Raw genomic sequence first — 23,371 nt, 5'->3', positions numbered from 1 at the left:
CTACATGCATCTTTGGACGCCGATGATTGTTACTGCAGCAAGATCCTGTCAGACCGTGTGGTACTTGATGTTCTCGATACACATCCCGAGGATGGGTTCGTTTGCATTATCAGGTCAACGATGTCTTCGATCCTGCAAGCCAGCGCGCCGAGGCTTCAAGCGAGCCTCTCAATCGGCGAAGATCATCAACGAAGTGTCGTCTTACGGGGCACATCGCGAAGCCTTGCATACTTGATGGCGCGGATGGCCGATTTGACGTCCGGTGACGAAAACGCCCCCCCATTCCGCGCCAACGGGTCAGTGTCGACCAGTTGGCAAGACAACGGCGGACGGTTGCCGGTGCGTGCGAACCGGATACGCGCAGAAAGCCTTGTTGGCGCAAATCGTCCTCCACACGGGCCGGTATGCTGTGATCGGGTTCGATCTCGCGTTGCTGTGGCCACCATAATTGATGGGCGATGAACTTCAGGAGCAGGAGCAGGGGCTGTGGCGCAGGCCAGGGGCGCTGTCTGTCGGCTGCGGCCATCCACCAGGCTTCGAGATCGGCGAGATCCGAGTTCCGTGCACGCAGGGTGTTTTCAGCCATGCCTTCTTTGACCAGATGACGCAGCGATTCGACATCCTAATCGGTCAGAATCTCTGCCAGCCTGTCGCGACGGCTCATCGCCAAGACCCCTGAGATCGTGTCGAGTGCGGCCGTTCGCAGATGAAATCATTCGTCCGATCTGGAAAACTTAGCGTTCATTCTCTAAAGGTCCGAGAATGCGGATCCCTTCCGACCGGGCGGCAGCAGCAAGCTTTCGATTACCGGTTGCCAATGGGACTTTTTCTGCAAGTGTCAGGGCCAGATATGAAGCATCGTAGCCGCTCAAATCATATCTTTCGCATAAGGAGAGCACAGCCCCGTCGCCGCCTGAGCCCAAATCTTCCAGAGGAAAAGCGCGCAACTGCGCCATCAGCAACAAGGCTTCACCCGGTTTCAGCCGCTTGCGTCGTTCGGACACAAAGAACAGATTGCGGGTCTCGAACCAAAACAAGGACGGCACGAAAGCAATAGATGTGCGCAGGTCAGCCATCAATCGATCGGCAGCGTCGTGTTGTTCGTCGGGCAGGAACCAGGCTGCGGCAATGGAGGCATCGAGAACAAAAGACATCAGTAGCTGCGGCCTTCGTCTATCCACTCACGAATCTCGTCCTGTGTTGTCGACTGCCGCGTAAGGCGTTGTGCCTTGATTTCGGCGATCAGCGCTTCGACGTTATTTTCACGGCGAATGCGAGACAGTTTGGCAATGGGCGTATTGCCCCGCGAGATAATAACTTCTTCCCCTGCTTCAACTTTCGCAAGCAGTTCCGAGAGATGGGTTTTGGCTTCAGCGACCTTGACTGAAAGGGTCATGTGGAATGCTCCGCTGGAGAATGGTTTGGACGGACTTTACCACCGCTTTTAAAAGCAAAAATTAACAGCATGACAGCACTTGGTCAGGTGTTGGTCAACTAACGTCCGATAACCATAACTATAGGCTTACGCTCTAAGCTACGATCAGCCGTCACATCCTGCGAATATACAAAGCAATAACGGTAGCTATAAACTGGGATTTGCCGTTGTGTTCACTTTTGCCATTATGTGAATGGTAGGCGGCGTCACCTTAATGGAGCAATGGACTTGAAAGAGGATTAGGGACATTTCGCATGTTGCGATTGAAACAGCGATTTGCCGCCAAGTCGTGAAGGCCTGTGTTCGGTACTGACGATGATCAACTGCAGTCAGATGTTTTCGATGAAGTAGAAATAGATTGGCAATCTGGCCATGGACTGAGACAAACCGCTGGCATTGCCGTGCCGACTTGCAGCGCATCATCCGCAGCTCCCTTCCTCGCAAGGGAAGATGTGAATTCTCTGATCGATTGTGGAGGCCTTTGTGCGAGCGATGTTCGACGCCGGGCAAAATCTCCAACTTTCTATAGTCTTGACAGTTTTCCATTTCCGGCTCTACCTTCGAATTGACGCTCAAGCTTAATGCTGAAGCGAGGGGAGGAATTCATGACTAAAGGTTCAATTGTTAATGGGCTGGGTCTAGGTTCAATTTCGCGACGCCAGTTTCTAATTTCCAGTACGGCTGCAGCAGGGGCTCTGCTTCTGCCGTCGGTGCCGTCTTTTGCAGCGGACAAACCCAAAGTCGGGCTTGTCATGAAGTCGCTTGCAAACGAGTTTTTCAAGCAAATGCAGGCCGGTGCTGAAGATTACGCTGCCAAGAATACGGACAAGTTTACCTTTGCCGCTGTTGGCATGAAAGACGAACGTGATTTCGCCGCCCAGGTCGATGCGGTGGAAAACTTCATCACGCAGCAGTTCAATGTGATCGTTCTGGCACCGGCGGATTCCAAGGCTATGGTCACACCGGTGAAGAAAGCGCTGGAAGCCGGTATCAAGGTCATTAATATCGACGTGGCGCTAGATGAAGAGGCGAAGAAACAGGCCGGTGTTGATCTGGCATTTTTCGGACCCGACAATCGCGAAGGCGCAAAACTGTCTGGCATGGCGCTTGCCAAGGAACTGGGCAAGGGCGGCAAGGTAGTTATCCTCGAAGGTAATCCCGAGGCCGACAATGCCAAGGAGCGGAAGAAGGGTTTCGATGATGCTGTGGCCGAAGGTGGCCTGACTCTGCTGGATTCCAAGACCGCACATTGGGAGACGGAAGAAGCCAACACGCTCATGACGAATTTCCTTACACAATATCAGGATATTCAAGGTGTTATGGCAGCTAACGACTCCATGGCGCTTGGCGTCGTAAAGGCGCTCGACGCTGCGGGTAAGTCAGGTCAGATCAAGGTCGTCGGCTTTGACAATATTCCCGCTGTCCAGCCGCTGATCAAGGACGGCAAAATGCTGGCCACAATCGACCAGTTCGGCGCGCAGATGGCGGCAATGGGCATCGATTATGGCCTGAAGGAACTGGCGGGAGAAAAATTCTCAGGTTGGGTCAAGACGGATATCAAGCTGATTACCGCCAAGGACCTCTAGGAACTCGCAAGATAGCGAGGTCGCATCGGACGCACTCCTTTGCGGCCTTCCGTCACTTGGACAGGCAGGAGCAGTGATGCAGTCAGCCGACGCGATCTTGAAGCTTGAAAACGTCGGCAAAGTCTTTCCGGGCGTAATCGCACTGGACGGTATCAATCTGCAACTGTTGCGCGGCGAAACGCATATTATTCTCGGTGAAAACGGCGCGGGCAAGTCAACGCTTATCAAACTGCTTGCAGGTATCTATCAACCCGACGCTGGCGAGATTATCCTGAATGGACAGCCCTATCGGCCCAAGACGCCGCATGATGCGCAAGTCCAGGGCATTCGTATTGTGCATCAGGAACTCAATTTACTTCCACACCTTTCCATAGCGGAAAACCTGATGCTGGAGAGGCTTCCGCGACGTTACGGCATTGTGGATAGGGCTTCGCTCAACAGGCGTGCCGCTGAATTACTGGACGAGGTTGGGCTGGGGCTTGATCCCCGCACACTTATTTCCGAATTGGGCGTCGCGCAAATGCAATTGGTCGAAATTGCAAAAGCGCTTGGCTATGATAGCAAACTTCTGGTCCTTGATGAGCCTACCGCGACACTGACACCGCCCGAAATTGAACGACTCTTTGCAATTATTGGGAGACTGAAGGCCAAGGGTGTGACCATTATTTATATTTCGCACCGCTTGCATGAAGTCTTTGAAATTGGCGAGAGGGTCACCGTTTTGCGCAACGGTCGTCTGGTTGAAACGCGCACCTTGGAGGGGCTGAGCGTACCCCATCTGGTCCGCATGATGATTGGCCGGGATATTGCAGACGAATACAGCTTCGATGCGACTATCGTGCCGGGTTCGGTTGCCCTTGAGGTTGAAAACGTTGCGCGAGCGATACCGACCACCGCAGTCTCCTTTTCAGTGCGTGAGGGCGAAATTCTGGGTGTGGCAGGTCTTGTAGGGTCGGGCCGCACGGAGATTATGCGCGCGATCTTCGGTGCCGATCCCAAAGGCGGCGGAGAAATCCGATTGTACGGCACGCCGGTAAATATTCGTGATCCCAAAGATGCCGTGAGAAATGGACTTGGTTTCCTGACCGAAGATCGTAAGGGGCAGGGACTGATGCTGGATATGCCTGTGGACATAAATGCGACGATCACCGATTTGAAGAAAATCTCCCATGTGGGATTGCTCGACAAAGGCAAAGAAAAGAAATCCGTTACGGAACTGGTCGAGCGATTGCGGATCAAAACGGCTTCCATCGGCACTGCGGTGCGCAATTTGTCTGGTGGTAACCAGCAAAAGGTGGTGCTTGCAAAATGGCTGTTTCGCGGTTCTTCAACTTTGATACTGGATGAACCGACACGAGGCGTCGATGTTGGTGCCAGACGCGAAATCTATCAACTACTTTGGATGCTGGCCGCAAATCGAAAAGCGATCATCATGGTTTCTTCGGACCTGACTGAACTCATTGGAATGTGTCACCGCATTATCGTGTTCTCCAATGGCAAGCTGGTAGGAGAACTGCCTCGGTCGCAATTTGATCAGGAGCGTATTCTCTCGCTTGCCTATCAGGAGCATGTTCAATGACCATGAAGCCATCTGTGCCCGAGAAATCCGCAGCAGCAGACCAACAAAAGCTGAAACGCTTTTTGCTGCGCGATGCTGGTGTTTTTCTAGCTCTTTTACTGATCACACTGGTATTTTCTTTTACCGCGCCTTATTTCGCTACGTCCGGCAACGCGTTGAAGATTTTCGTCCAGATCGCCATCAATACCGTTCTTGCGGCGGGGATGACTTTTGTCATCTTGACCGGTGGCATTGATCTCTCCGTTGGCTCGGTGCTCGCGCTTTGCACGGTTATCGGTGCGCTTATCATGACATCAGGTCTGGAACCCGGATTATCGATACCGCTTGCCGTGCTGGCTTGCATCGCAGTTGGTGGGTTTTGCGGCTACATAAACGGTAAGGTATCGACCTTCTGGAAGATCCCGTCCTTCATTGTTACACTCGGTATGCTGAATATAGCGGCTGGTGCAGCGCGTGTGGTGTCCAACAACTCGACCATTACGGGACTGCCGCAAGGCTTCGTCGATTTCGGAAATCTGATCATTGGCGGTTTTCTGCCCTCAATTTTTCTAGTGGCAGTGGCAGTCATTTTTGCGGGTTGGTTCATTCTTCGGTTTACTGTTTTCGGTCGCATGATCTACGCCGTGGGGGCCAATGATGAGGCGGTCCGTCTGTCGGGGCATAATCCCGACACGTATAAGATTGCTGCATTTGTCATCTCGGGCGTCACCGCAGGTATCGCCGCAATCGTCTATTTGCTGCGCTTAAATATTGGCAGCCCGATCGCCGGTATAGGCTACGAACTGAATGCGATTGCGGCAGTCATTATCGGTGGGACCAGTCTATTTGGGGGAAAAGGCTCCATCGTCGGCACACTTGCGGGCGCCTGCATTCTTCAGGTCCTGGCGACTGGCCTGCAATTGCTCGGCATCGGCGATAATTACAAGCCGATCATTATTGGCGCCGTGATTATACTTGCTGTGATTGTCGATACCTATCGTGAAAAACTGCTGCGGCGCATCCACTGATGCGCCGACCAAGGCGAGACGAAAGCTATGTGGTGAAAGGAAGAGGTGGCGCTGCACGTATCGCTCATTGACCTCGGTTGAGGAGGTTAGACCTGCTCGCAGAGCGGCCAGAGAACTTGAAGGCGCGCTCGATCTCGCTCAGAGGCCACGAAGGCCTGCGACCATTGCAGCCCGTTTCACAAACCTGGCTACCTCCTGTCGTTCAGTCACGCCGCTACTACGCATTGCAGGAAATGGTCTTGTAAGTCTTCAAACGGCAATCGAAATACAAAAAGCCGGCTTGTCCGTGGAGAAAAGTTGTCGTCAGAATGCGGGATTTGAAGCTTGCAAATGACTGATGTCCGCCCAATCGATACAAAAGTGAACCGGCGACCCGGGTTACCGGAGATAGCGATCGCAGCCGGTGTTTATGTTCTCGGCATTAGCTTTCTGGGATACTGGTTACTACTCCAACCCGACGATAAAGCCGTCTTTCGCATAAACATTGCTGGCGTAGTGAATTTTGCAAGCGGCTTTGTAGGGTTGCTCGGCGCGTATCTCTATCGCGTTCGCAACTGGAAGGCATTCGGCTTTCCTCCGACGACACTCAAATGAATAGCGATCAGCATCGTACTTGGCGTGATCAGCTTTGGTCTGATCTTCGTAGTCGAAGCAGTCTATTTCCATTTCATCACCGAAGCGAACACGCAAGCGGATTTTCAAGCCGCGGCAAACGGTGGGCTCACAGGGATCTTGCTTCTGTTGTTTACCGGCGCAGTCTTGGGGCCGATTGTTGAAGAACTCGTTTTTCGCGGAGCGGTTCAATGTGGCCTCGAAAAATTCGGATCCGGAGCCGCGTTAATTGGCAGTTCGCTTATGTTCGCTGCAGTTCATGGGCCAAGCGTCATTTTTGTTGATGCTTTTGTGATGGGTCTTTTCTTCGGTGCGGTGTTTCGGCTGTCAGGCTCCATCTGGCGGCAGTGGCACTCCACGTAGTCTACAATGGTCTTAACCTCATTTATTATTCGACGATGTAAAGACGGAGCGCCGATCATTCGTGGAAGCGGTCCTGAATAGCTGCTAATCCCCGTATGAGTCCGTCGAAGGATTTGATCAGTCCTTTCGACTGGAGCCGAGGCGGTTCGTTCTTCGTAACATCTACGTAATTTTCGGTAGCCATAAGTCTCAGTCTCGGTGCTTATTTCGGTCGAAGGATAACGCTATCATTGGTAAGCTGGTAAGCGGTACGTTGGAGAGCGCTGCAGTGGGAGGCACGGAACGTGGGGGGTGAGCCGTGGTAGAAAACATCAGAGAACGCAACAATAGAAACGGCTGCGACCGCCTGAACTACGACTGCAGATACTGGAATTACGATCGTAGCTTCCGATACAGATTGCTGCAAGGGTGGTGCACGCAGAGGTCGAGATTGTTCAGCGGAAGCCCATTCGACATCTTCCTTGAATCAGATGTCGAGTAACTATGAAGATTTTTTGTACAAGATAAAACGGAAACTCATATGAAGCTTCGTCGTGGTTTGCCAAGTGACATTCCTTTTATTTATCGCTTGGAGAAGCAGTACATTGAAGAGCTGGAAAATGATCAGCTAACCAAATGGCAGGGCAATATAGAGCGCCACCTCGAACAATGGATTGGCATTCTTCCTCAGACAACAATCGCACAGTTGCAGGGCACACGGGCAGGTTATCTGTTTTGGGAGCGCGAAGGCAAGAAGGCGGTAATTGCGTCGGTGAATGTCGCTGCAGAATGCAGACGCAAGGGAGTCGGCTTTGCCCTAGTACAAAGGTTCGAGAGTGAAGCTCGGCTAGCCGGGTGTTCCGTGGCTGAGCTGGGCTTCGTCACCCATAATCCTGCAAGATATTTATATGAAAAATGCGGCTATCAACCCTCAGGGATGGAAGGCCGGTATTTGTTGATGACAAAGCGCTTAGGCACGCTTGGCTTCAAAGGTTTTGACTGAGATACCTGAGACCCGTCTGCCGAGGATGACCCGCGCAGCATGGCTTTCCTCACGCTGACAACCGTATCCATCGTTGCTCTGTCATTTTTCAACCGCGTCATGCTTGTCAATATGGGCGTTGAGTTTGAGACGATAGGCTGTATCCTGAATACTGGTGCACCCGTGTTTGGCTTATTAGCTTCCGTGGCCGCCCAGCTTGAAGTTGCCGCGGCGCTTACGGTTATAAACGACGGTTTTGTTATAGAGCTGCATCGCGCCGATACCCAAGCTATTATAGACACTGGGCGAGGTGACGAGGTAACGGTCATCTTTCAGGGAAACCTCGACGAGAGCGTCATCCTCGGCGGGCACTTTGCCAAACGCGGTCTGCTTCGGCCGGTGATAGACACCGGTCGACAGCTTGGTCAGGTATCCTTCTGCCAGCAGTTGCTGAAGATGCCGATCAACAGACGACGACCATTGGGCGAGTTCCTCCCGACAAGACTTTTCCGGACCGCAGATGCTTTTTGAATTCCTGTAACTTCGCCATGGGTTAGCTTGTGCACTCACTATAACGCCTATGGTCGTGCGTGCAATTTTTTCCAAATCTCATGCAAATTCGGACGCCGTTTCAGCGTCTAACTTTCGAAAATCATTTAACTATATAGGAGGCGATCTGGAACTAGCGGCACCTGGTCACGGAAATTAACGTTTGTTGCGAATTGTTTCGCAAATTCTTTTCACCTAATTCTGTCTTACGCAGCTCTGTTGGCACGGACCTATTCCTTTATAGAGAAATTAGACACATTCAGTGCTCGCTTTCTTGACTAACTGTGAATGTTTTCAAGCCATGACGAACCACGGAGTCCAACGAACCGTTTATTGTGACTGCTGCTATGTGTGAGATGAACATATACGGTGCTTAATCGATATTTCTTCTATTTATAATTCTGCGCAAGATTGTTTGAAATAGCTGAGACTTGGTATTTAGCCCCAGCTTAATGAAAGCCCGTTTGCGATGGGTCTTGACGGTCTCTTCGGAAATTTTGAGCTGCACGGCGATCTGGCGCGCGTCGTTGCCATTCAAATCAAGTAACAGAACTTCCTGTTCTCGGTTCGAGAGCGCGCCCCGAGACAGGCCGTCAAGCGCGCTTTGCAATATATTATCGTCACTGACATGGCTGAGTTGATGATGTTGCCAAAACCGGGTGTAGAGCGCACTGAGCGTTTGGTTTAGCCCTTTAAGCGTCGAAAGTTCATGTGCCTGAAACGCATTATAACCAGAGCGGTAAAGTGCAATCTGGACCGTTTGTAGGGGGGATAATTTTACGGCAATGGCAAGCTCGGAGCAGCGCTTGGGGAAGCCATGCGTTCGATACCCGATTTCTTCAGCGTCATCGATTTCAATTCCGGTATATTCGGCAAGGGGCTTTTTGACGGATTGGCTACGAGCCAATTGACCCATTGTGTACGTACCGCTCTCAATTCCGATCCGATGATGCTGGTAAAACGGGTTGAGACGATATGTTGTCCTCCGATAGCTATCGACGAACCTGCTGTCCACGAGATGGCCGATGTCGTCGTCCAGAATATAGACCAATTGATCGCCGGAATAGATGTACATTGCCGTAGCATCAGCCTGAACCAACCGGTTGAGTGCTCTCATCGCAAGGCGTGGATATTCTGGATTGTCGATCGCCGAGATCATTTCAGCGACTACAGAATCTTGGGTTTTGTTCGTTCCACTATGCTGCATTTTCATCATTGTATCTATGCTCATTGCCCGCCGACGATCTGTCCCCCCTAGGGGTGATACCGGCGCGAATTTTCGCAGTGTAACCGTTTGCCAGCAGTACTCAAGACTGTTGTAGGAAACGGGAGGTTCCAAACATGATGAAGCGTGCAATCCTACTCGCCAGTGTCATTTCGATATTCGCGGGTACAGCTTATGCAAGTGATTTGAACGTGGCATCTGTCACGGCAAATGTGCCATTTGAATTTGAGGATGCCTCCGGCAATCTCGTGGGCTTTGAGGTTGATCTGGTTAACCTTATTGGCGAACGCACTGGCAAGAAAATCAACTACACACAGATGCCATTCAACAGCATATTCGCGACGGTGCAGTCCGGCCGAGCTGATATTGCTATTGGCACCGTCACGATCACAGCTAAGCGTCTGGAATCTGTTGCATTCACGCAGCCATATTACGATGCTGACGCCTGTTTGACGACGAGTTCGAACGGCGATGTGAAAAGCCTCAAGGACTTGAGCGGAAAAGTTTTGGCTGTCGTAACCGGAACGACCGGTGAAATGTGGGCAACCGAAAACAAAGACAAGTACGGTATCACCGAAATCAATCGCTACGACGGTGTGAGCGAGCCTATGCTCGATATTGCCACCGGACGCGTGGCTGCTTTTGTGCATGATTGCCCAATTGACGCATATTACATAAAGGATAAGCCACAATACGCTATTGTTGACACCATTCCGACGAACGAACAGTTCGCTATCATGCTGGCGAAAGACAGTCCGCTGCTTCCTGAACTAAACGCTGTTATCAGCAAGTTGAAAGAGGACGGCGAGATCGCCCGCATTCATGAAAAATGGTTTGGTAATCCGCCGAGCAAAGATTCGAGCACAGTCGGCGTGCGTCCAATCCCAGGCAAATAATCGATTGTTGATCAGTGAGCTGCCGGCGGGTTCTCCGGCAGTTTCTCCTGACGAGTAAATCGTCATCCACTATTTAGATGTTTGGACCCGCCTATGGATTTCTACACGACGTTTCTGAACTTTGAGGTTCTAAAGAACGCTGCCCCGTTAATGTTGCAGGGCTTCGGGCTGACAGCACTACTCGGTATAACGAGCCTGATTGCTTCGATCATTCTCGGGCTCATTCTAGTACTGATAAGGATGTATGCGCCAACACCTATAAGAATCTTTGCGATTGCTTACATTGATGTCTTCAGGGCAATCCCACTGTTGGTTCTTCTCGTCCTGGTCTATTATGCGCTGCCATTTGTAGGGCTTCGTCTGTCAGCATTCTGGGCCGCGACCACAGCGATTTCACTGGTTGCATCTGCATATATGGCTGAAACTTTCCGGGCTGGTATTGAGGCAGTTCCCCGCGGGCAGTTTGAAGCAGCGCATGCTCTTGGCTTTTCGTGGCCGCGGCTGATGGTGGATATCATTCTACCTCAAGCAATGCGCCTTGTTGTGCCCCCGGCAACCGGTGTTGCAGTTGGTCTGATCAAAGATACGGCCCTTGCTTCAGTTGTCGCACTGCCAGATTTGCTGAAGCAGGCAACACAGGCGCAGGCATTTTACGCCAATCCCTCACCGCTTGTTGGCGCTGCTTTGCTATACCTGCTGATGCTCATCCCGTTGGTGCGTGTCGTCAGCATGTTGGAAAAGCGGCAGAAGAAACGTCGTTAGCGGTTGCTTGGGAGCAAAAATTATGAGTAACGAAAAACCGAACAAACAGAGCTCCGAGACACTGATCGAAATCTCTGCTTTGGAAAAATACTACGGTAAATTCCACGCATTGAAGAATGTTAACCTCTCCGTACGACGTGGTGAGGTGGTTGGAATTATCGGTTCATCCGGTTCCGGCAAATCGACGCTTATTCGATGCATTAATCTTCTTGAGACGTTCAGCTCAGGTTCAATCGTCGTTGATGGTGTTCCAGTTCGCGAAGGCAAAGAGCTTGTGAAAGTTCGTGCAGAAGTCGGTATGGTCTTCCAGCAGTTCAATCTATTTCCGCATATGACGGCGTTGCGCAATGTTGCTATTGCTCCGGTTCGAGTGCGCGGCTGCAGTTGGGCCGAGGCGGAAGAAAGAGCCCACCAGCTTTTGCAGCGTGTTGGCCTCGCAGAGCACGTTCATAAATTTCCGGATCAGCTTTCCGGCGGACAGCAGCAACGCGTCGCAATAGCACGTGCACTTGCTATGGAGCCGGAAGTGCTATTGTTTGATGAGCCGACATCGGCGCTCGACCCCGAGATGGTTGGGGAAGTCCTAGATGTGATTCAGAGTCTTGCGCGCACTGGTGTGACAATGCTCGTTGTGACCCATGAAATGTCATTTGCACGTCGTATCTCGGACCGTATCATCTTCATGGAAAAAGGCGAAATCATCGAGCAGAACGCACCCGATGCCTTTTTCGATAATCCGCAAACCGAGCGTGCGCGGTTTTTCCTGAATTCAATTGTCCATGCCTGAGTGCTTTCCGTCCTGATACAAGAAAGGACAACTAATGTTGCAGAAACAAATGTTACCGACACAATCGCGCGATGCAGTTCGCTCTCTGTCCAGCTCGCAAATCAGAGAAGTGGCCAATAGTGCCATGGGCCGCAAGGATGTGCTTCCATTCTGGTTCGGTGAAACCGACCAGCCAACGGCGGCGTTCATCCGGGACGCGGCAGCAAAGTCGCTTTCAGCAGGCGAAACATTCTACGCCCAAAATCTCGGCCGCCCGTATTTGCGTAAGGCTATCGCCGAGTACATGTCCGATCTACATGGGCGCGTCGTTGAGACTGATCGCATCAGCGTGGTTGGCTCCGGCGTCACGGGTCTTGGAGTCGTATCGCAACTGATGCTTTCTCCGGGCGATCGGGTAGTTGCTATCACCCCGCTTTGGCCGAATATCACCGAAATTCCTCGCATTGCAGGTGCCTATGTCGAGCGTGTTTCACTTGATGTGAAGGACGGGAAATGGTCGCTTGATCTTGATCGGCTGCTGTGTGCACTGACATCTGAGACAAAAATGCTGATCGTGAATTCGCCGAATAACCCGACCGGGTGGACGATCTCCGATGAGCAGATTGATGCAATCGCTACGCATTGTAGAAGGCTTGGAATCTGGGTAGTTGCCGATGAAGTTTACGAACGTTTGATCTACGACCCTGTGGCTCGGTCGGCGCCCAGCTTTCTACGTCATATGAACGCGGATGAACGGCTTATCTCTGTCAATAGTTTCTCCAAAGCCTGGTCTATGACCGGTTGGCGCGCCGGTTGGATAACGGCTCCTGTCACGATGGCCGACGATCTTGCAAAGCTGATCGAATATAACTTCTCCTGTGTTTTTGAACCGATACAACGAGCCGCGACGGTTGCGCTTCAGCAAGGTGAGGCAGAGATTGCAAATCTGCGTTCCCGGTTGGCGCGAACCCGCAATCTGCTGGTATCGGGTTTGCTTGATATACCCGGTGTCGACGTCCCCGAAGCTGGCGGAGCCATGTATGTCTTTTTCCGAATTGCGGGACATTCGGATTCTGTTGAAACAGCCAAACGCCTCGTTTCCCACGCAGGACTTGGACTAGCACCAGGGTCTGCATTTGGGCCGGAGGGCAATGGGTGGCTGCGCTGGTGTCATGCAGTTTCGGATGAAGCTTGCTTGATGGACGGTGTCAGTCGACTTGCAAAATTTCTCCAACGCTAAGCGTGATTGTGGCCTGACAAGATGGCGCTTCTCGACGTATTTTTTTCAAAGGGTTTAGCTGCAGGAAAGCTCTATGTCTCTTCAGGACTTTTTTAAAAACGGAACCTTTGTAGGGCGGGTCTGGCGTGAGGATGTTGAGGGACCAGCTGTTGTGGCGATACGCAACGGTAAGGTTGTAGATATCACCAGCACTGTTGTACCAACAATGCGTGATCTTCTCGAAATGGGCGATCCGGCAGCCTATGTCGCTCACTCGGTTGGTGAGCCCATTGCGGATATAACAGACCTGCTCAATTGCGGGTCTGATGGACGGATCCACTTGCTGGCCCCAATTGACCTTCAATCGGTGAAAGCTTGTGGGGTTACATTCGCCCGTTCGATGATTGAGCGTGTGATTGAAGAACGTGCCGCCGGTAATCCCAAATTGGCGTCGCGTATCCGTGGTCGCATTGCCTCGGTTATTGGCGAAAGCTTGCGCGATCTAAAAGCCGGTTCTGCAGCGGCAGAGCAGGTCAAGGCGGCATTGATTGAAGAAGGTTTGTGGTCACAATACCTCGAAGTCGGCATTGGGCCGGATGCGGAAGTGTTCTCTAAAGCACAGGTCCTATCGTCTGTCGGACATGGTGCTGATGTCGGGTTGCATCCTGCTTCCAAGTGGAACAATCCTGAACCTGAAGTTGTGCTGGCGGTAAACAGTCAGGGGCGAATTGTCGGGGCGACGTTGGGCAATGACGTCAACCTGCGCGACATAGAGGGACGGTCAGCGCTTCTTCTGGGCAAGGCGAAAGACAATAATGCTTCGTGTTCGATAGGTCCACTGCTGCGGCTGTTTGATGAAACTTACGATCTCGATGATGTGCGTGCTGCCGAGTTGACACTGACCGTTGAAGGCGACGATGGCTTTTTACTTCGCGGGCATAGCTCAATGAAAGAGATCAGCCGCGATCCGGTTGATCTGGTCTTACAAACAATTGGTGCGCATCATCAATATCCGGATGGTCTGGTTTTGTTTATGGGAACTCTGTTCGCGCCAACAGAAGATCGAGGTGAAGTTGGGCAGGGCTTTACACATCATGTTGGTGACATTGTATCGATTTCCAACGAGCACTTGGGCACGTTGAGAAACCGGGTAAAACTATCAACAGACTGTCCTCCATGGGCGTTTGGTGCGTCCCATCTCATGCGCAATCTGGCTGGAAGAGGATTACTCTGACGCACCAGTCTTACCGATGGGAATGAGCTGGAAAGAGCATCACGCAAACTATGCCAATAAGGGTGTTAAACGCTTGGCTCAATCAATCTAAGGGAGAGAAAAAAGATGAAATTTGTCAGATTTGGAGGCGTTGGTGCTGAAAAGCCGGGTGTTGTGGATGAAAATGGCTCCATTCGCGATCTTTCATCTATTCTAGGTGATATCTCCGGCAAAGAACTTACAACGATCAAATCGAAGCTTGCAGGAATCGAGATCGAGAACCTGCCTCTTGCACCTGAGGGTGCGCGACTGGGATCATGCATCACCGGCGTTGGAAATTTCATTGCTGTTGGCCTGAATTACGCTGACCATGCAGCAGAAAGTGGAATGCCGATACCCACTGAGCCTGTTTTGTTCAACAAGGCACCTTCATGCATTACTGGCCCGAATGATACCGTGCTTATTCCGCGTGGATCGCAAAAGACAGACTGGGAAGTCGAACTTGCAATCGTTATCGGCAAAACTGCATCCTATGTCACCGAGGATGAAGCAGCAGAATATATTGCCGGCTATTGTGTTTGTAATGATGTTTCGGAGCGGTCGTACCAGCTAGAGCGTGGCGGAACCTGGACGAAAGGTAAAGGATGTCCAACCTTCGGTCCGTTAGGACCGTGGCTTGTTACACCTGATGAGATTGCAGACATTAATGCCCTTGCAATGACGCTCGACGTCAATGGTGAGCGTGTTCAAAACGGTTCAACTGGTACGATGATTTTCAAAGTTCCCTTCATCGTCTCCTATATTTCGCAATTCATGAAGCTGGAGCCGGGTGATGTGATTACGACGGGCACTCCCCCCGGCGTTGGAATGGGTATGAAACCACCACGCTATCTTCAGCCGGGCGATATAATGCGTGTTGAGATCGAGGGATTGGGCGTGCAGAATCAGGTCACAGCTGCAGCCTGAATTTACTGTTATACGCAGGGGGATAGAGATGAATCGGATCGATATGAATGGGAAGCGCGTCATCATAACGGGTGGCGCGCAAGGGATCGGTTTTGCAATCGCTGAGCGTTTGGTAAAATCAGGTGCTGTTGTTGCGATCTGGGATCTGAATGCCGGCGAGGCAGAAAGAGCGGCCAAAAGGCTCTCTGCTGAATGTATCGCTTTTGGCGTCGACGTTGCAGACGGGACCAGCGTGGAGAATGCCACAACGCAAACCATTGCAGTGCTTTCAACTGTTGATGGCCTGGTCAATAGTGCCGGTATCACCGGCCCAGTCAAGCTGCTCGTCGACTATGATCAGAACGAATGGAACAAAGTGTTAGCTGTCAATCTAACTGGCACATTTAACTGTTGCCGTGCAATTGTTCCACTGATGGCTGCGAATAATTACGGGCGTATCGTCAATATAGCGTCTGTCGCTGGTAAAGAGGGAAACCCTAATCTCGCTGCCTATAGTGCGGCAAAAGCTGGTGTGATTGGCCTAACGAAATCGCTCGGTAAAGAGCTGGCAAAAACTGGCATTGCAGTCAATTGCATCACGCCAACCACTGCAAAAACACCAATCCTCGACGGTCTTACACCAGAGTTTATTGAATACATGCGCGTGCGCATACCGCGGGACCGATTTGTTGAGCTGAACGAAGTCGCCTCCATGGTTGCATGGATGTTGTCGGAAGAAAATTCTTACACCACAGCCGCAACATTTGATCTTAGTGGTGGCAGAACCACCTATTGAGACAATTCGTTTTCAGGTAGAACACTGACGGAGACCTTGACGTGTCTAACAATCTCGACGGAAAGATCGTTCTCATTACCGCATCGGCACAAGGCATAGGACATGCAAGTGCCCGCGCTTTCGCAGCAGCCGGTGCAACGGTATATGCGACCGATGTCAATATTGATGCACTGAAGAATTTTGAAGACGCTGGGCGCATCATCACCAGAAAGCTTGATGTACTCAATGAGGCGGCGGTCGTTTCATTGGTAAACGAGATCGGCATAGTGGATGTGTTGTTTAACTGTGCGGGCTGTGTTCATGGCGGTTCTATTTTAGATATGCGTGATGAAGAGCTTGATTTGGCAATTGATCTCAACATTCGGTCAATGATCCGTACCATTCGAGCTGTCCTGCCGGGTATGCTCGCGCGTCAAGACGGTGCGATCATCAATATGTCGTCTGTCGCCTCAAGCGTCAAAGGCGTTCCTAACCGCTTTGCCTATGGTTTGACAAAAGCGGGTGTCATAGGGCTGACAAAATCAGTGGCCGCAGATTATGTTTCAGCGGGTATCCGTTGTAATGCTATATGCCCCGGCACAGTAGATAGTCCGTCCTTGCAACAACGGCTTCGGGATCACGGCGACTATGAAAAGGCACGGTCTGCGTTTATCGCGAGACAGCCAATTGGACGAATTGGGCAGCCGAAAGAAATCGCTGATTTGGCTGTTTATCTCGCCGGTGCGACCTACACCACCGGACAAGCCTATAACATTGATGGTGGCTGGACGATTTGACAGGAAACTACGCGGAGAATATCTGCCTTCCGTTATACAAAAATAGATCAATCGATAGCGCTCTGATAACACATTTCTGGCAAGATAGCTTCCTGCACCGCGTTGGTGATCGGATGGTACTCAATGGCATTCTGTCGCGCTTCCGCACCGGGTCCTCATGGTTAGAAACCCCTGAGCGCTATGGTGTTACAACGACCTGCTGCAAATGGTCTATTCGATGGGGTCGTGCCGTGGATCTGGCGTCTTTTGTGTCAAGTCCTTAGCGACAGCTCTGATCCGTTTCCCTGGGCTGAACCTGCTGCAGTTGGTGCAACTTCTTAACGTTGGACTAAATTCACTTCGTCTGAAATCTGAACCGCTTCAGCGAATGCGCAAGGCCATGCTTGTGCTGACGCAACGCGTGTTTTCCCCGACGTCTCGTCTCCTCGCGGCCGCTACGCTGCAAAACACGCTCAACCAAACCTTGGCGCATCCGCTTTAACAGCTGTTCGACCGATCTCTTACGAAGGGAATAGTCCCTTCGGTTAAGGAGTAAGACAATGTCTGCAATCGGTTACGTCACCTACAAAGAAAACGGCACCTACGAAGGTTTCTTGCGCACTCTAACCATCGACGCTCCCATCAAGCTGGTGCCCATCACAAAGACCAGCGAGAAATCGCCGGACTATCGTATCCTGTCAAACCGCGCCGAAGTAGGTGCTGCCTGGATCCGAACAGTCAAATCCACAGGTAACACCTATATCGCGCTGATGATCGATACACCTGAGCTCGCCCGCCGCATCCACGCCAATCTCGGACCGACGTCAGGCCAGGATGATCCCAATACCTTCACCATTATCTGGAACCGTCCGGGAACGATACGCTAACCGCTTGAGCCCGCCGAAAGGCGGGCTAGCATCTTTCGACAGGCGAAGATAAATATAAAATTCAAGGTCGTGCGCGCAGCAGCACGCATTATCACCGCACTACTGATTGACCGGAGCCAATGGGCCGATAGGAGGTCTTTGATCGGAGTCTTTCGCTGGCGTGTGTTTGGCATTCGCTATCAGATTGAATTTTGTAGCTGCCAATTCATATTGAGCAGCCTTTCTGAACAAAGCCCCCAACAATTTGCCATTTGATTTTGGACGTGTTCCTATTCAATCTGGGTCAGTTTTATTGATTACTTTATGCAATTTTCAATCAGATTTAATGGAGAGAATTACGGACACAAAAAACGGACGCGGAGGCAGTTTCTTCGGAATTGGGGCTGATGGACTCCAATCCCGTCGGTATCTCCACACGGCAGAGCAATATTTGCTCCTTTCTCTGCAACAATGCCGGCCTCTAGCGCTTCTGCGCCGGATTTTTGTGCCTTTCTCAGAAAGGGCAACATGACGAGTACAACCTTATGCTTGCGCATAGAGTTCATGCAGAAGCAAGTGGTGGAGCTATGTAAGCGCGCTGAGACTATTGAACAGGTAAACGAGGTCTTCAAAATCGCGAGCGAGCTGATTGAGCTCACCAATCGGTTCGACCCAATGAGCTTTGCGCTTTATGAAATGGTGCTCGAGCGACGAACCGAGTTGCAGAAACAGCAACGTCGGGTGGAAGCGGCCTCTGGCAAGCATAATCCTCAGCGTGTCGCACGTAAGCGAATTCTCGCTGCTGCAGGCGCGTTGCCACCGCACATCAGTTGTATTTTTACTGAAGGTGAACAAGCCGTACTCTACATCATAGTCTCCGATATCCAGAAGACCGGTAAATGCTGCCGCACCAACAAGGAAATCGGTGATCTCGCAGGCGTAGGGCTCACAACTGCCCGCAATGCATTGCGGAGAGCTCGAACGCATGGACTGATCACCATCGAGCACCGAGAGCAAGGGCGAGGCAAAAACCTCTCCAATATTATACGGTTGGTCTGCACTGGCTAGAAAAGTTGATTAGAGAAATTCAGGCCAAAACTGGGTCCTGATTAGCGTTCTAAGGGCGCTAGAAAAGCGACGCCCTTAGAGACTTTTGTTACACAAAACACAGCAGAGGCTTTATTCATTTCCATGGCACTCGTTCTGCCGCAAATTTAATGCGTGCTTATTACAAGTCTTGTTACTTCTGAAAACTCTCCGCAATTATTTGATGTGAGAGCTGGAGATAAAATTGGCAACCGCAGTTAGGTCGGCTTTTTGCCGTTGCAAATGTGCTTGAACGCAAGAGTAAGCAGGACTGCCAGAGATTGCTGGCAATGAGTTCAGGTTTTCTGGAATGGAAGCGGCTATGCTATCGGGCTTCAGCGCTTAAAATAAAATGCTGGGCACGATAGCGTGGCGGCAGGCGACCGGCATCACACGATACCCATTAATCTTTAGCCTATCGTCTACGAGCAAGGCTTTCTTGCCATTTTCATAGCGAGATCAAAGAAGGTTCTTCAGTGTCGTGAGTTCCTCGTTTCAATCGGATTTTTAAGGGCTTAGGGCATCCGCCCTCAGCGCGCTTCGGATTGGTTTCCGCCCAGCTTCGCTCGCTTTGCTCTCTGCAGCTGGTTCCCCGCGAAACCACCCCTCCGCTTGCACACCCGCTGTTCGCCACGAGGCAAGAGGTACAGCAGCGCGATGCTGCTGACCCCTTTAGGGGACAGAACTTAAAAGCGGAGAAAGCCTATGACTATCTGCACTGATACAGCCCGTTTCGACAATGACCGCGCGATGCGTGAGGACGAAATGTTTAAAACTGCACCGTCTATTTTTGCCCTCACTGCCCATGAAAGCCGCTCACACCGCTTTCAGCCAATCCCGACAATCGAAATCCTGCGTGCGCTCACCAAAGAGGGTTTTGTGCCGGTCGGAGCAAAGCAATCGCGCAGTCGGATTGAAGGCAAAGCCGAGTTTACCAAACACCTCATTCGCCTGCGCCGTATCGATGACGGTAATAGCTACAGCGTCGGTGACAATATCTGTGAAATCCTTCTCAAGAACGCCAATGACGGAACAAGCGCTTATGAATTGATGGCAGGGCTGTTTCGCATTCGCTGCATGAATTCACTTGTGGCCCAAGTGGGCACAATTGAAGCGATCAAGGTTCGCCATTCAGGCGATGTGACGGGCAAGGTGATAGAGGGCACATATAGCGTATTAAATGAAGCCGAAAAGGTTCTCGCCGCCCCGCAGGACTGGTCAGCTATTCATTTGAACCGAGATGAGCAGGCGATCTTTGCCGACGCCGCCCACATGCTGCGTTTTGGCAATGCAGAGGGCGTAAGCCATACACCCATCAAACCCGCTCAACTTCTCATCCCGCGTCGCCATGATGACAAGGCAAACGATCTGTGGACGGTTTTTAACACTGTGCAAGAAAACTGCATAAAGGGCGGATTACGTGGCATTAGCCGTGACGCATGCGGCCGCCCGCGCCGTGTTAAATCCCGCGCCGTCAATGGCATTGACCAGGATATCAGGCTGAATAAAGCGCTGTGGGCGCTTTCGGAGAAAATGGCCGAACTCAAAGCCTGAATCATAGTGGCTGGAGCAATCCTCCATTGTGGTTCCTTTAATCGCAAGCGCATTTCTACGTTCAATACGTGTGAGGCGAGGGGGCGCATTTCATCATGAATATTGAATTATACGCTTGACGTATAACGTTTAACGTGGTAGGAATAATGTATGATTAAGTCATGGGCGAACGCAGCAACGGAACGTCTGGCACAAACCGGCAAAAGCAAATTTACAGGCCTGGATGTTGATCTTGCATTGAAAAACTATCAGCCTTGCATGCGGCCAGCGCCTTGAGTGATCTTAGTCCTTTGAAGTCGTTGAACCTTCATCCATTGAAGGGCAACCGAAAAGGGCAGTGGGCTATGAATATCAATGGCCCTTGGCGCATATGCTTCCGGTTTAAGGACGGCCATGCGTTTGATGTTGAAATTATTGATTATCATTGAGAGGGTCGGAAAATGCTCGTTGTACATCCCGGACGCATCTTAAAGAGAGAACTGGAAACGCGGGAAATGTCGGCCAATAAGCTTGCACTGGCTTTGCGCCTCCCATCCAGCCGCATTATTGATATTCTCAATGGCAAGCGCGGGATTTCGCCGGAAACAGCTTTGCGGCTGGCGCGTTATTTTGGAAACAGCGCGCAATTCTGGCTCAATCTGCAAACCGCTTATGAGCTTTCCATTGCCGAGCGTGACATAGGCGAACGGGTGGCCGCCGAGGTCATACCGGCACAAGCGGCTTAAGCCTATCGTCCGAGCAAATGGGGTGCACTCCACCTTGTCATTGACCCTTTCTTAGGGCATTTCAATAAGCGTTGTGATATGCGGTCAACAAGTAACCGTTACATTGATTTCAAGTAACTCCATTCTGGGTCTTCAAAATCAGCGTCACGCGATTGCCGTCGCTGCAATCACCTTGCAGAATGCTTTGAAGGCTAGTCAAAAACAGGTTGTTGAGCCCCGGACCGCTGACAAACGCGCCGGGGCTTGTTTTATTTCAGTAACGCTCGAGCCGTGTATCAGCTTGCCTGTCGATTTCGAAGTGGAAGCCCAAAACGCGATGTTCGACGGCCCTCTTGACGAGAAATCTTAATCCAAAGAAAGCAACGCTAAGCCCAATAACGCCGCCAACGACACCTGTGATGATCTTTATGTTGTCCAAGTGGACGCCGGACATACCCATGATAAAGCCGAGAAGGGCGCCAGAACATGCCCCCAGAATTGGCCCTAGAAGCGATAAAAGAAGCCATCTCCAATAAATCCACCAGGTCAGTTTAGTAATACGCTTCTCGAAACCAATGTTGATACTCATTCGCTTTAACCTCCTCCGGAGATGTGGGTGCCCGTACCACACAGTTCGGTTATACAGGTAATTGCCTTTGTTTTGCCGCTGAGTACTTGCGGTTCAACGATACGTTGAAAACGCTTAGAACGGTTTCAAAAATTCCACCTCGTGGACCAGCAAGAGGTGCGACTAGTTTCAGAATATCCGCATACCAAACCACATGCCAAAGAGGGCTGCGATTAACATTGAAAGCCCGTAGATCAGCCATTGGATCGTCCTGATCTGGTTGAAAAAACTCGAGCGGAATTGTTCAAGTTCACGCTGAAGCGTGATTGCTTCAGTTCGAACTTTTGCGGCGGCGTTCTCACCGATCAGTTCGGCGGTTTGTCGGATTGCGTTAACGGCTTGCTCTCGAACAGCTTCGACCGCTTTTGTGATGATGACGCTTGCAGCTTCTTTGGATAACTCGCTGTGGCGTTCAATCGTGACTGCGAGTGTTTTCTGGCGGTCGATCTGATCTGCAATGAGGATATCGGTGTAATGCCTTATGATCTTTTCATTGATCGAGACAGATATCAGGATCGGATCGTCTTTTCCGAGGAGTGTGCCGTTTCTCAGGGCGACGTCACGGGCTATTTCATTGATATCGAGCATGGATTTCACATCAAAAGCTGCAATTGATTGAAGGTATGGGTTTTCACTCGGTGCAGTCGTGATTTCGACATGAGGCTGAATTCTTCTGACATACGAACCTCCTCAAATGTCAGTCGCCTTTCGAGCATGTGCTCGATATCCCATCCGAATGTCTCGCTCGACTGTCGTGGAAGGTGAACCAGCCCGGTAATGCGATGCTTATGGCGCAGATAAGTTTTCATCTGTTCAAAGGGCTTGCCATCGGCTTCAATCTCGCCAAAAAATTCATTGAGCCATACAATGACAGAGGTCTCATCAGGCATTGACGTCATGATGGAGTCGAGCCCTGCAAGAGTGTCGACCAATGACTGTCTTCCGGCGATGACGGTATGGACCACGACTTCCTTTCCGGATTCAGTGAGCATATTGATCACATCGTTTTCCAGCAGATAATAGGTCAGAGGCACGAAGGAAGAAGCGCCATTGTCGATGACGAAATTGCTATCGGTTGAGAGTATCTGCTCAACGAGGCTGTCAAACATGCGGGAATTTATTCTAGATTTCTCGATCAACTCGATGCGTTGGACGCTTAAGCCTCTGTAGCCTGCAAGGGTGCTGTTAACCGGATCGGTATCAATCGCTACGCAGGAGCGTTCACGTTCCCGATAAAACTGGGTGATCAGGGATGAAACGTAGCTTTTGCCGATGCCGCCTTTGCCCTGAAGAGTGAAGTGAATCTGGTTCATGAAATTCCTTAAATCAAATCGTCGCGCTTTTTGGCGCTGTCTGGATCGTGCTCAAATACCGGCTTGCGGTCGGGGAGCCGATGCAAGGGCTCGGGGGAGTGGTCCGCAAGAGTATTCGAAACATCTGTCGGTTCAACAAGGGGCCGCGTAGCTGCTTCGACGCGTTTTAATGATGGCCTTTTGAGCGTGAGGTATTTTCGGACATGATGTGTGAAAACCGGATAGCTCATTGAGCTTAGGCCGGTGATCTCTTCAAATATCGATCGCAGTGTGTGCCCTTCGCGGATCATTTCCTCGATTGTCGTGAGATGAGCGATCACCGTTACCCGATGAGCACCGCGTTTTCCGGGTGGTTTGTTTTTGCCTGTCATCAATGCTTCAATCAAAACTCGATAAAATCTTGCCGCGTATAATGTTGATCTATGCTTGAAATAAAGCAACGGCAGGCTATTGCACCCAATTTAGGGTTCTCAGATTCCACTTCCCTAATAATGTGAGCGTAATCAATAAATAATGAGCGCGCAGTCATTCGAAATGAGCAGCATTGAGCG

27 protein-coding genes and 3 pseudogenes are annotated in these 23,371 nt (G+C 51.0%); 21 read left to right on the top strand and 9 right to left on the bottom strand.

Annotated elements, in window-relative coordinates; genetic code table 11:
* Positions 1-197: 197 nt before the first annotated feature.
* From QSJ70_RS17815 to QSJ70_RS17800, 4 genes and pseudogenes are all read right to left on the bottom strand, one after another.
* Positions 198-664 (bottom strand): annotated as a pseudogene (locus QSJ70_RS17815) (integrase); the annotation flags it as partial.
* A gap of 70 nt (positions 665-734) precedes the next feature.
* The gene (locus tag QSJ70_RS17810) at positions 735-1,154 is read right to left on the bottom strand and encodes a type II toxin-antitoxin system VapC family toxin (protein WP_285538355.1); all 420 of its coding nucleotides are present in this window, start codon (positions 1,152-1,154) and stop codon (positions 735-737) included.
* Positions 1,154-1,396: a type II toxin-antitoxin system Phd/YefM family antitoxin gene (locus tag QSJ70_RS17805; RefSeq protein ID WP_285538354.1), complete on the bottom strand. Its 243-nt coding sequence runs from the start codon at positions 1,394-1,396 to the stop codon at positions 1,154-1,156. Before QSJ70_RS17805 ends, QSJ70_RS17810 begins: the two co-directional genes overlap by 1 nt.
* A 300-nt stretch (positions 1,397-1,696) precedes the next feature.
* Positions 1,697-1,957, bottom strand: a pseudogene (locus QSJ70_RS17800) (transposase family protein); the annotation flags it as partial.
* 83 nt (positions 1,958-2,040) lie between these two features.
* Between QSJ70_RS17800 and QSJ70_RS17795 the strand changes: the two are divergent.
* The 7 genes from QSJ70_RS17795 (at position 2,041) to QSJ70_RS17765 (ending at position 8,074) form a co-directional block, all read left to right on the top strand.
* A complete protein-coding gene (locus QSJ70_RS17795) occupies positions 2,041-3,021 on the top strand; it encodes a sugar ABC transporter substrate-binding protein (RefSeq protein ID WP_285538352.1) in 981 nt (326 codons plus the stop codon).
* A 76-nt stretch (positions 3,022-3,097) separates the two neighbouring features.
* Complete coding sequence (locus tag QSJ70_RS17790) at positions 3,098-4,600, top strand: sugar ABC transporter ATP-binding protein (protein ID WP_285538351.1); 1,503 nt, start codon at positions 3,098-3,100, stop codon at positions 4,598-4,600.
* On the top strand, positions 4,597-5,607 hold the full coding sequence (locus QSJ70_RS17785; protein WP_502871693.1) for an ABC transporter permease: 1,011 nt from the start codon (positions 4,597-4,599) through the stop codon (positions 5,605-5,607). Before QSJ70_RS17790 ends, QSJ70_RS17785 begins: the two co-directional genes overlap by 4 nt.
* A 330-nt stretch (positions 5,608-5,937) precedes the next feature.
* Positions 5,938-6,201, top strand: a complete 264-nt coding sequence (locus tag QSJ70_RS17780; protein WP_285538349.1) for a hypothetical protein — start codon at positions 5,938-5,940, stop codon at positions 6,199-6,201.
* Between the two features lie 24 nt (positions 6,202-6,225).
* Positions 6,226-6,582: a CPBP family intramembrane glutamic endopeptidase gene (locus QSJ70_RS17775; protein WP_285538347.1), complete on the top strand. Its 357-nt coding sequence runs from the start codon at positions 6,226-6,228 to the stop codon at positions 6,580-6,582.
* Positions 6,583-7,102: 520 nt separating this feature from the next.
* On the top strand, positions 7,103-7,564 hold the full coding sequence (locus QSJ70_RS17770) for a GNAT family N-acetyltransferase (RefSeq protein WP_285538345.1): 462 nt from the start codon (positions 7,103-7,105) through the stop codon (positions 7,562-7,564).
* A gap of 39 nt (positions 7,565-7,603) precedes the next feature.
* The gene (locus QSJ70_RS17765; RefSeq protein ID WP_285538343.1) at positions 7,604-8,074 is read left to right on the top strand and encodes a hypothetical protein; all 471 of its coding nucleotides are present in this window, start codon (positions 7,604-7,606) and stop codon (positions 8,072-8,074) included.
* 391 nt (positions 8,075-8,465) lie between these two features.
* Here the strand turns inward: QSJ70_RS17765 and QSJ70_RS17760 are convergent, their stop codons facing one another.
* Positions 8,466-9,449, bottom strand: a complete 984-nt coding sequence (locus QSJ70_RS17760; RefSeq protein ID WP_285538341.1) for a helix-turn-helix transcriptional regulator — start codon at positions 9,447-9,449, stop codon at positions 8,466-8,468.
* Between QSJ70_RS17760 and QSJ70_RS17755 the strand changes: the two genes are divergently transcribed.
* The 14 genes and pseudogenes from QSJ70_RS17755 to QSJ70_RS17690 all read left to right on the top strand — a co-directional run bounded on the left by QSJ70_RS17755 (position 9,434) and on the right by QSJ70_RS17690 (position 20,900).
* A complete protein-coding gene (locus tag QSJ70_RS17755; protein WP_285538339.1) occupies positions 9,434-10,213 on the top strand; it encodes a transporter substrate-binding domain-containing protein in 780 nt (259 codons plus the stop codon). The two genes, QSJ70_RS17760 and QSJ70_RS17755, sit on opposite strands and share 16 nt — an antisense overlap.
* A 93-nt stretch (positions 10,214-10,306) precedes the next feature.
* Positions 10,307-10,975, top strand: a complete 669-nt coding sequence (locus QSJ70_RS17750) for an amino acid ABC transporter permease (protein WP_215780023.1) — start codon at positions 10,307-10,309, stop codon at positions 10,973-10,975.
* A gap of 22 nt (positions 10,976-10,997) precedes the next feature.
* On the top strand, positions 10,998-11,762 hold the full coding sequence (locus tag QSJ70_RS17745; protein WP_276572348.1) for an amino acid ABC transporter ATP-binding protein: 765 nt from the start codon (positions 10,998-11,000) through the stop codon (positions 11,760-11,762).
* A 34-nt stretch (positions 11,763-11,796) separates the two neighbouring features.
* Positions 11,797-12,981, top strand: coding sequence for a pyridoxal phosphate-dependent aminotransferase (locus QSJ70_RS17740; protein WP_285538335.1), 1,185 nt, complete (start codon positions 11,797-11,799; stop codon positions 12,979-12,981).
* A gap of 73 nt (positions 12,982-13,054) precedes the next feature.
* A complete protein-coding gene (locus tag QSJ70_RS17735; RefSeq protein ID WP_285538332.1) occupies positions 13,055-14,194 on the top strand; it encodes a fumarylacetoacetate hydrolase family protein in 1,140 nt (379 codons plus the stop codon).
* A 105-nt stretch (positions 14,195-14,299) separates the two neighbouring features.
* Entirely contained in the window at positions 14,300-15,139 is an 840-nt protein-coding gene (locus QSJ70_RS17730) for a fumarylacetoacetate hydrolase family protein (protein WP_285538328.1), read from the top strand.
* Positions 15,140-15,167: 28 nt separating this feature from the next.
* Positions 15,168-15,914: an SDR family NAD(P)-dependent oxidoreductase gene (locus tag QSJ70_RS17725; protein ID WP_285538326.1), complete on the top strand. Its 747-nt coding sequence runs from the start codon at positions 15,168-15,170 to the stop codon at positions 15,912-15,914.
* A 41-nt stretch (positions 15,915-15,955) separates the two neighbouring features.
* Complete coding sequence (locus QSJ70_RS17720) at positions 15,956-16,690, top strand: SDR family oxidoreductase (protein ID WP_215780032.1); 735 nt, start codon at positions 15,956-15,958, stop codon at positions 16,688-16,690.
* Between the two features lie 98 nt (positions 16,691-16,788).
* Positions 16,789-16,920, top strand: a pseudogene (locus QSJ70_RS17715) (transposase); the annotation flags it as partial.
* A gap of 309 nt (positions 16,921-17,229) precedes the next feature.
* The gene (locus QSJ70_RS17710; RefSeq protein ID WP_215781456.1) at positions 17,230-17,556 is read left to right on the top strand and encodes a DUF736 domain-containing protein; all 327 of its coding nucleotides are present in this window, start codon (positions 17,230-17,232) and stop codon (positions 17,554-17,556) included.
* A gap of 507 nt (positions 17,557-18,063) precedes the next feature.
* Entirely contained in the window at positions 18,064-18,603 is a 540-nt protein-coding gene (locus tag QSJ70_RS17705; RefSeq protein WP_285538323.1) for a hypothetical protein, read from the top strand.
* A gap of 723 nt (positions 18,604-19,326) precedes the next feature.
* Complete coding sequence (locus QSJ70_RS17700) at positions 19,327-20,175, top strand: DUF932 domain-containing protein (RefSeq protein WP_285538321.1); 849 nt, start codon at positions 19,327-19,329, stop codon at positions 20,173-20,175.
* Positions 20,176-20,429: 254 nt separating this feature from the next.
* Positions 20,430-20,603 (top strand): type II toxin-antitoxin system RelE/ParE family toxin, encoded by a 174-nt coding sequence (locus tag QSJ70_RS17695; protein ID WP_352231017.1) that lies wholly within the window; start codon positions 20,430-20,432, stop codon positions 20,601-20,603.
* Between the two features lie 12 nt (positions 20,604-20,615).
* Positions 20,616-20,900 carry a HigA family addiction module antitoxin gene (locus tag QSJ70_RS17690; RefSeq protein ID WP_215780758.1) on the top strand — a complete coding sequence of 95 codons (285 nt, stop codon included), beginning with the start codon at positions 20,616-20,618 and terminating at the stop codon, positions 20,898-20,900.
* Between the two features lie 253 nt (positions 20,901-21,153).
* Here the strand turns inward: QSJ70_RS17690 and QSJ70_RS17685 are convergent, their stop codons facing one another.
* From QSJ70_RS17685 to QSJ70_RS17670, 4 genes are all read right to left on the bottom strand, one after another.
* Positions 21,154-21,468, bottom strand: a complete 315-nt coding sequence (locus QSJ70_RS17685; RefSeq protein ID WP_285538318.1) for a hypothetical protein — start codon at positions 21,466-21,468, stop codon at positions 21,154-21,156.
* 168 nt (positions 21,469-21,636) lie between these two features.
* Positions 21,637-22,095, bottom strand: coding sequence for a conjugal transfer transcriptional regulator TraM (gene traM / locus QSJ70_RS17680; RefSeq protein WP_285538316.1), 459 nt, complete (start codon positions 22,093-22,095; stop codon positions 21,637-21,639).
* Positions 22,096-22,100: 5 nt separating this feature from the next.
* Positions 22,101-22,820: a P-loop NTPase family protein gene (locus QSJ70_RS17675; RefSeq protein WP_285538314.1), complete on the bottom strand. Its 720-nt coding sequence runs from the start codon at positions 22,818-22,820 to the stop codon at positions 22,101-22,103.
* A gap of 8 nt (positions 22,821-22,828) precedes the next feature.
* Positions 22,829-23,191 carry a TraK family protein gene (locus tag QSJ70_RS17670; RefSeq protein WP_285538312.1) on the bottom strand — a complete coding sequence of 121 codons (363 nt, stop codon included), beginning with the start codon at positions 23,189-23,191 and terminating at the stop codon, positions 22,829-22,831.
* Positions 23,192-23,371 lie beyond the last annotated feature (180 nt).

It is taken from the genome of Brucella sp. NBRC 12950, assembly GCF_030268145.1.
Lineage (GTDB): Bacteria > Pseudomonadota > Alphaproteobacteria > Rhizobiales > Rhizobiaceae > Brucella.
This window is presented reverse-complemented; position numbering and strand designations above follow the sequence as displayed.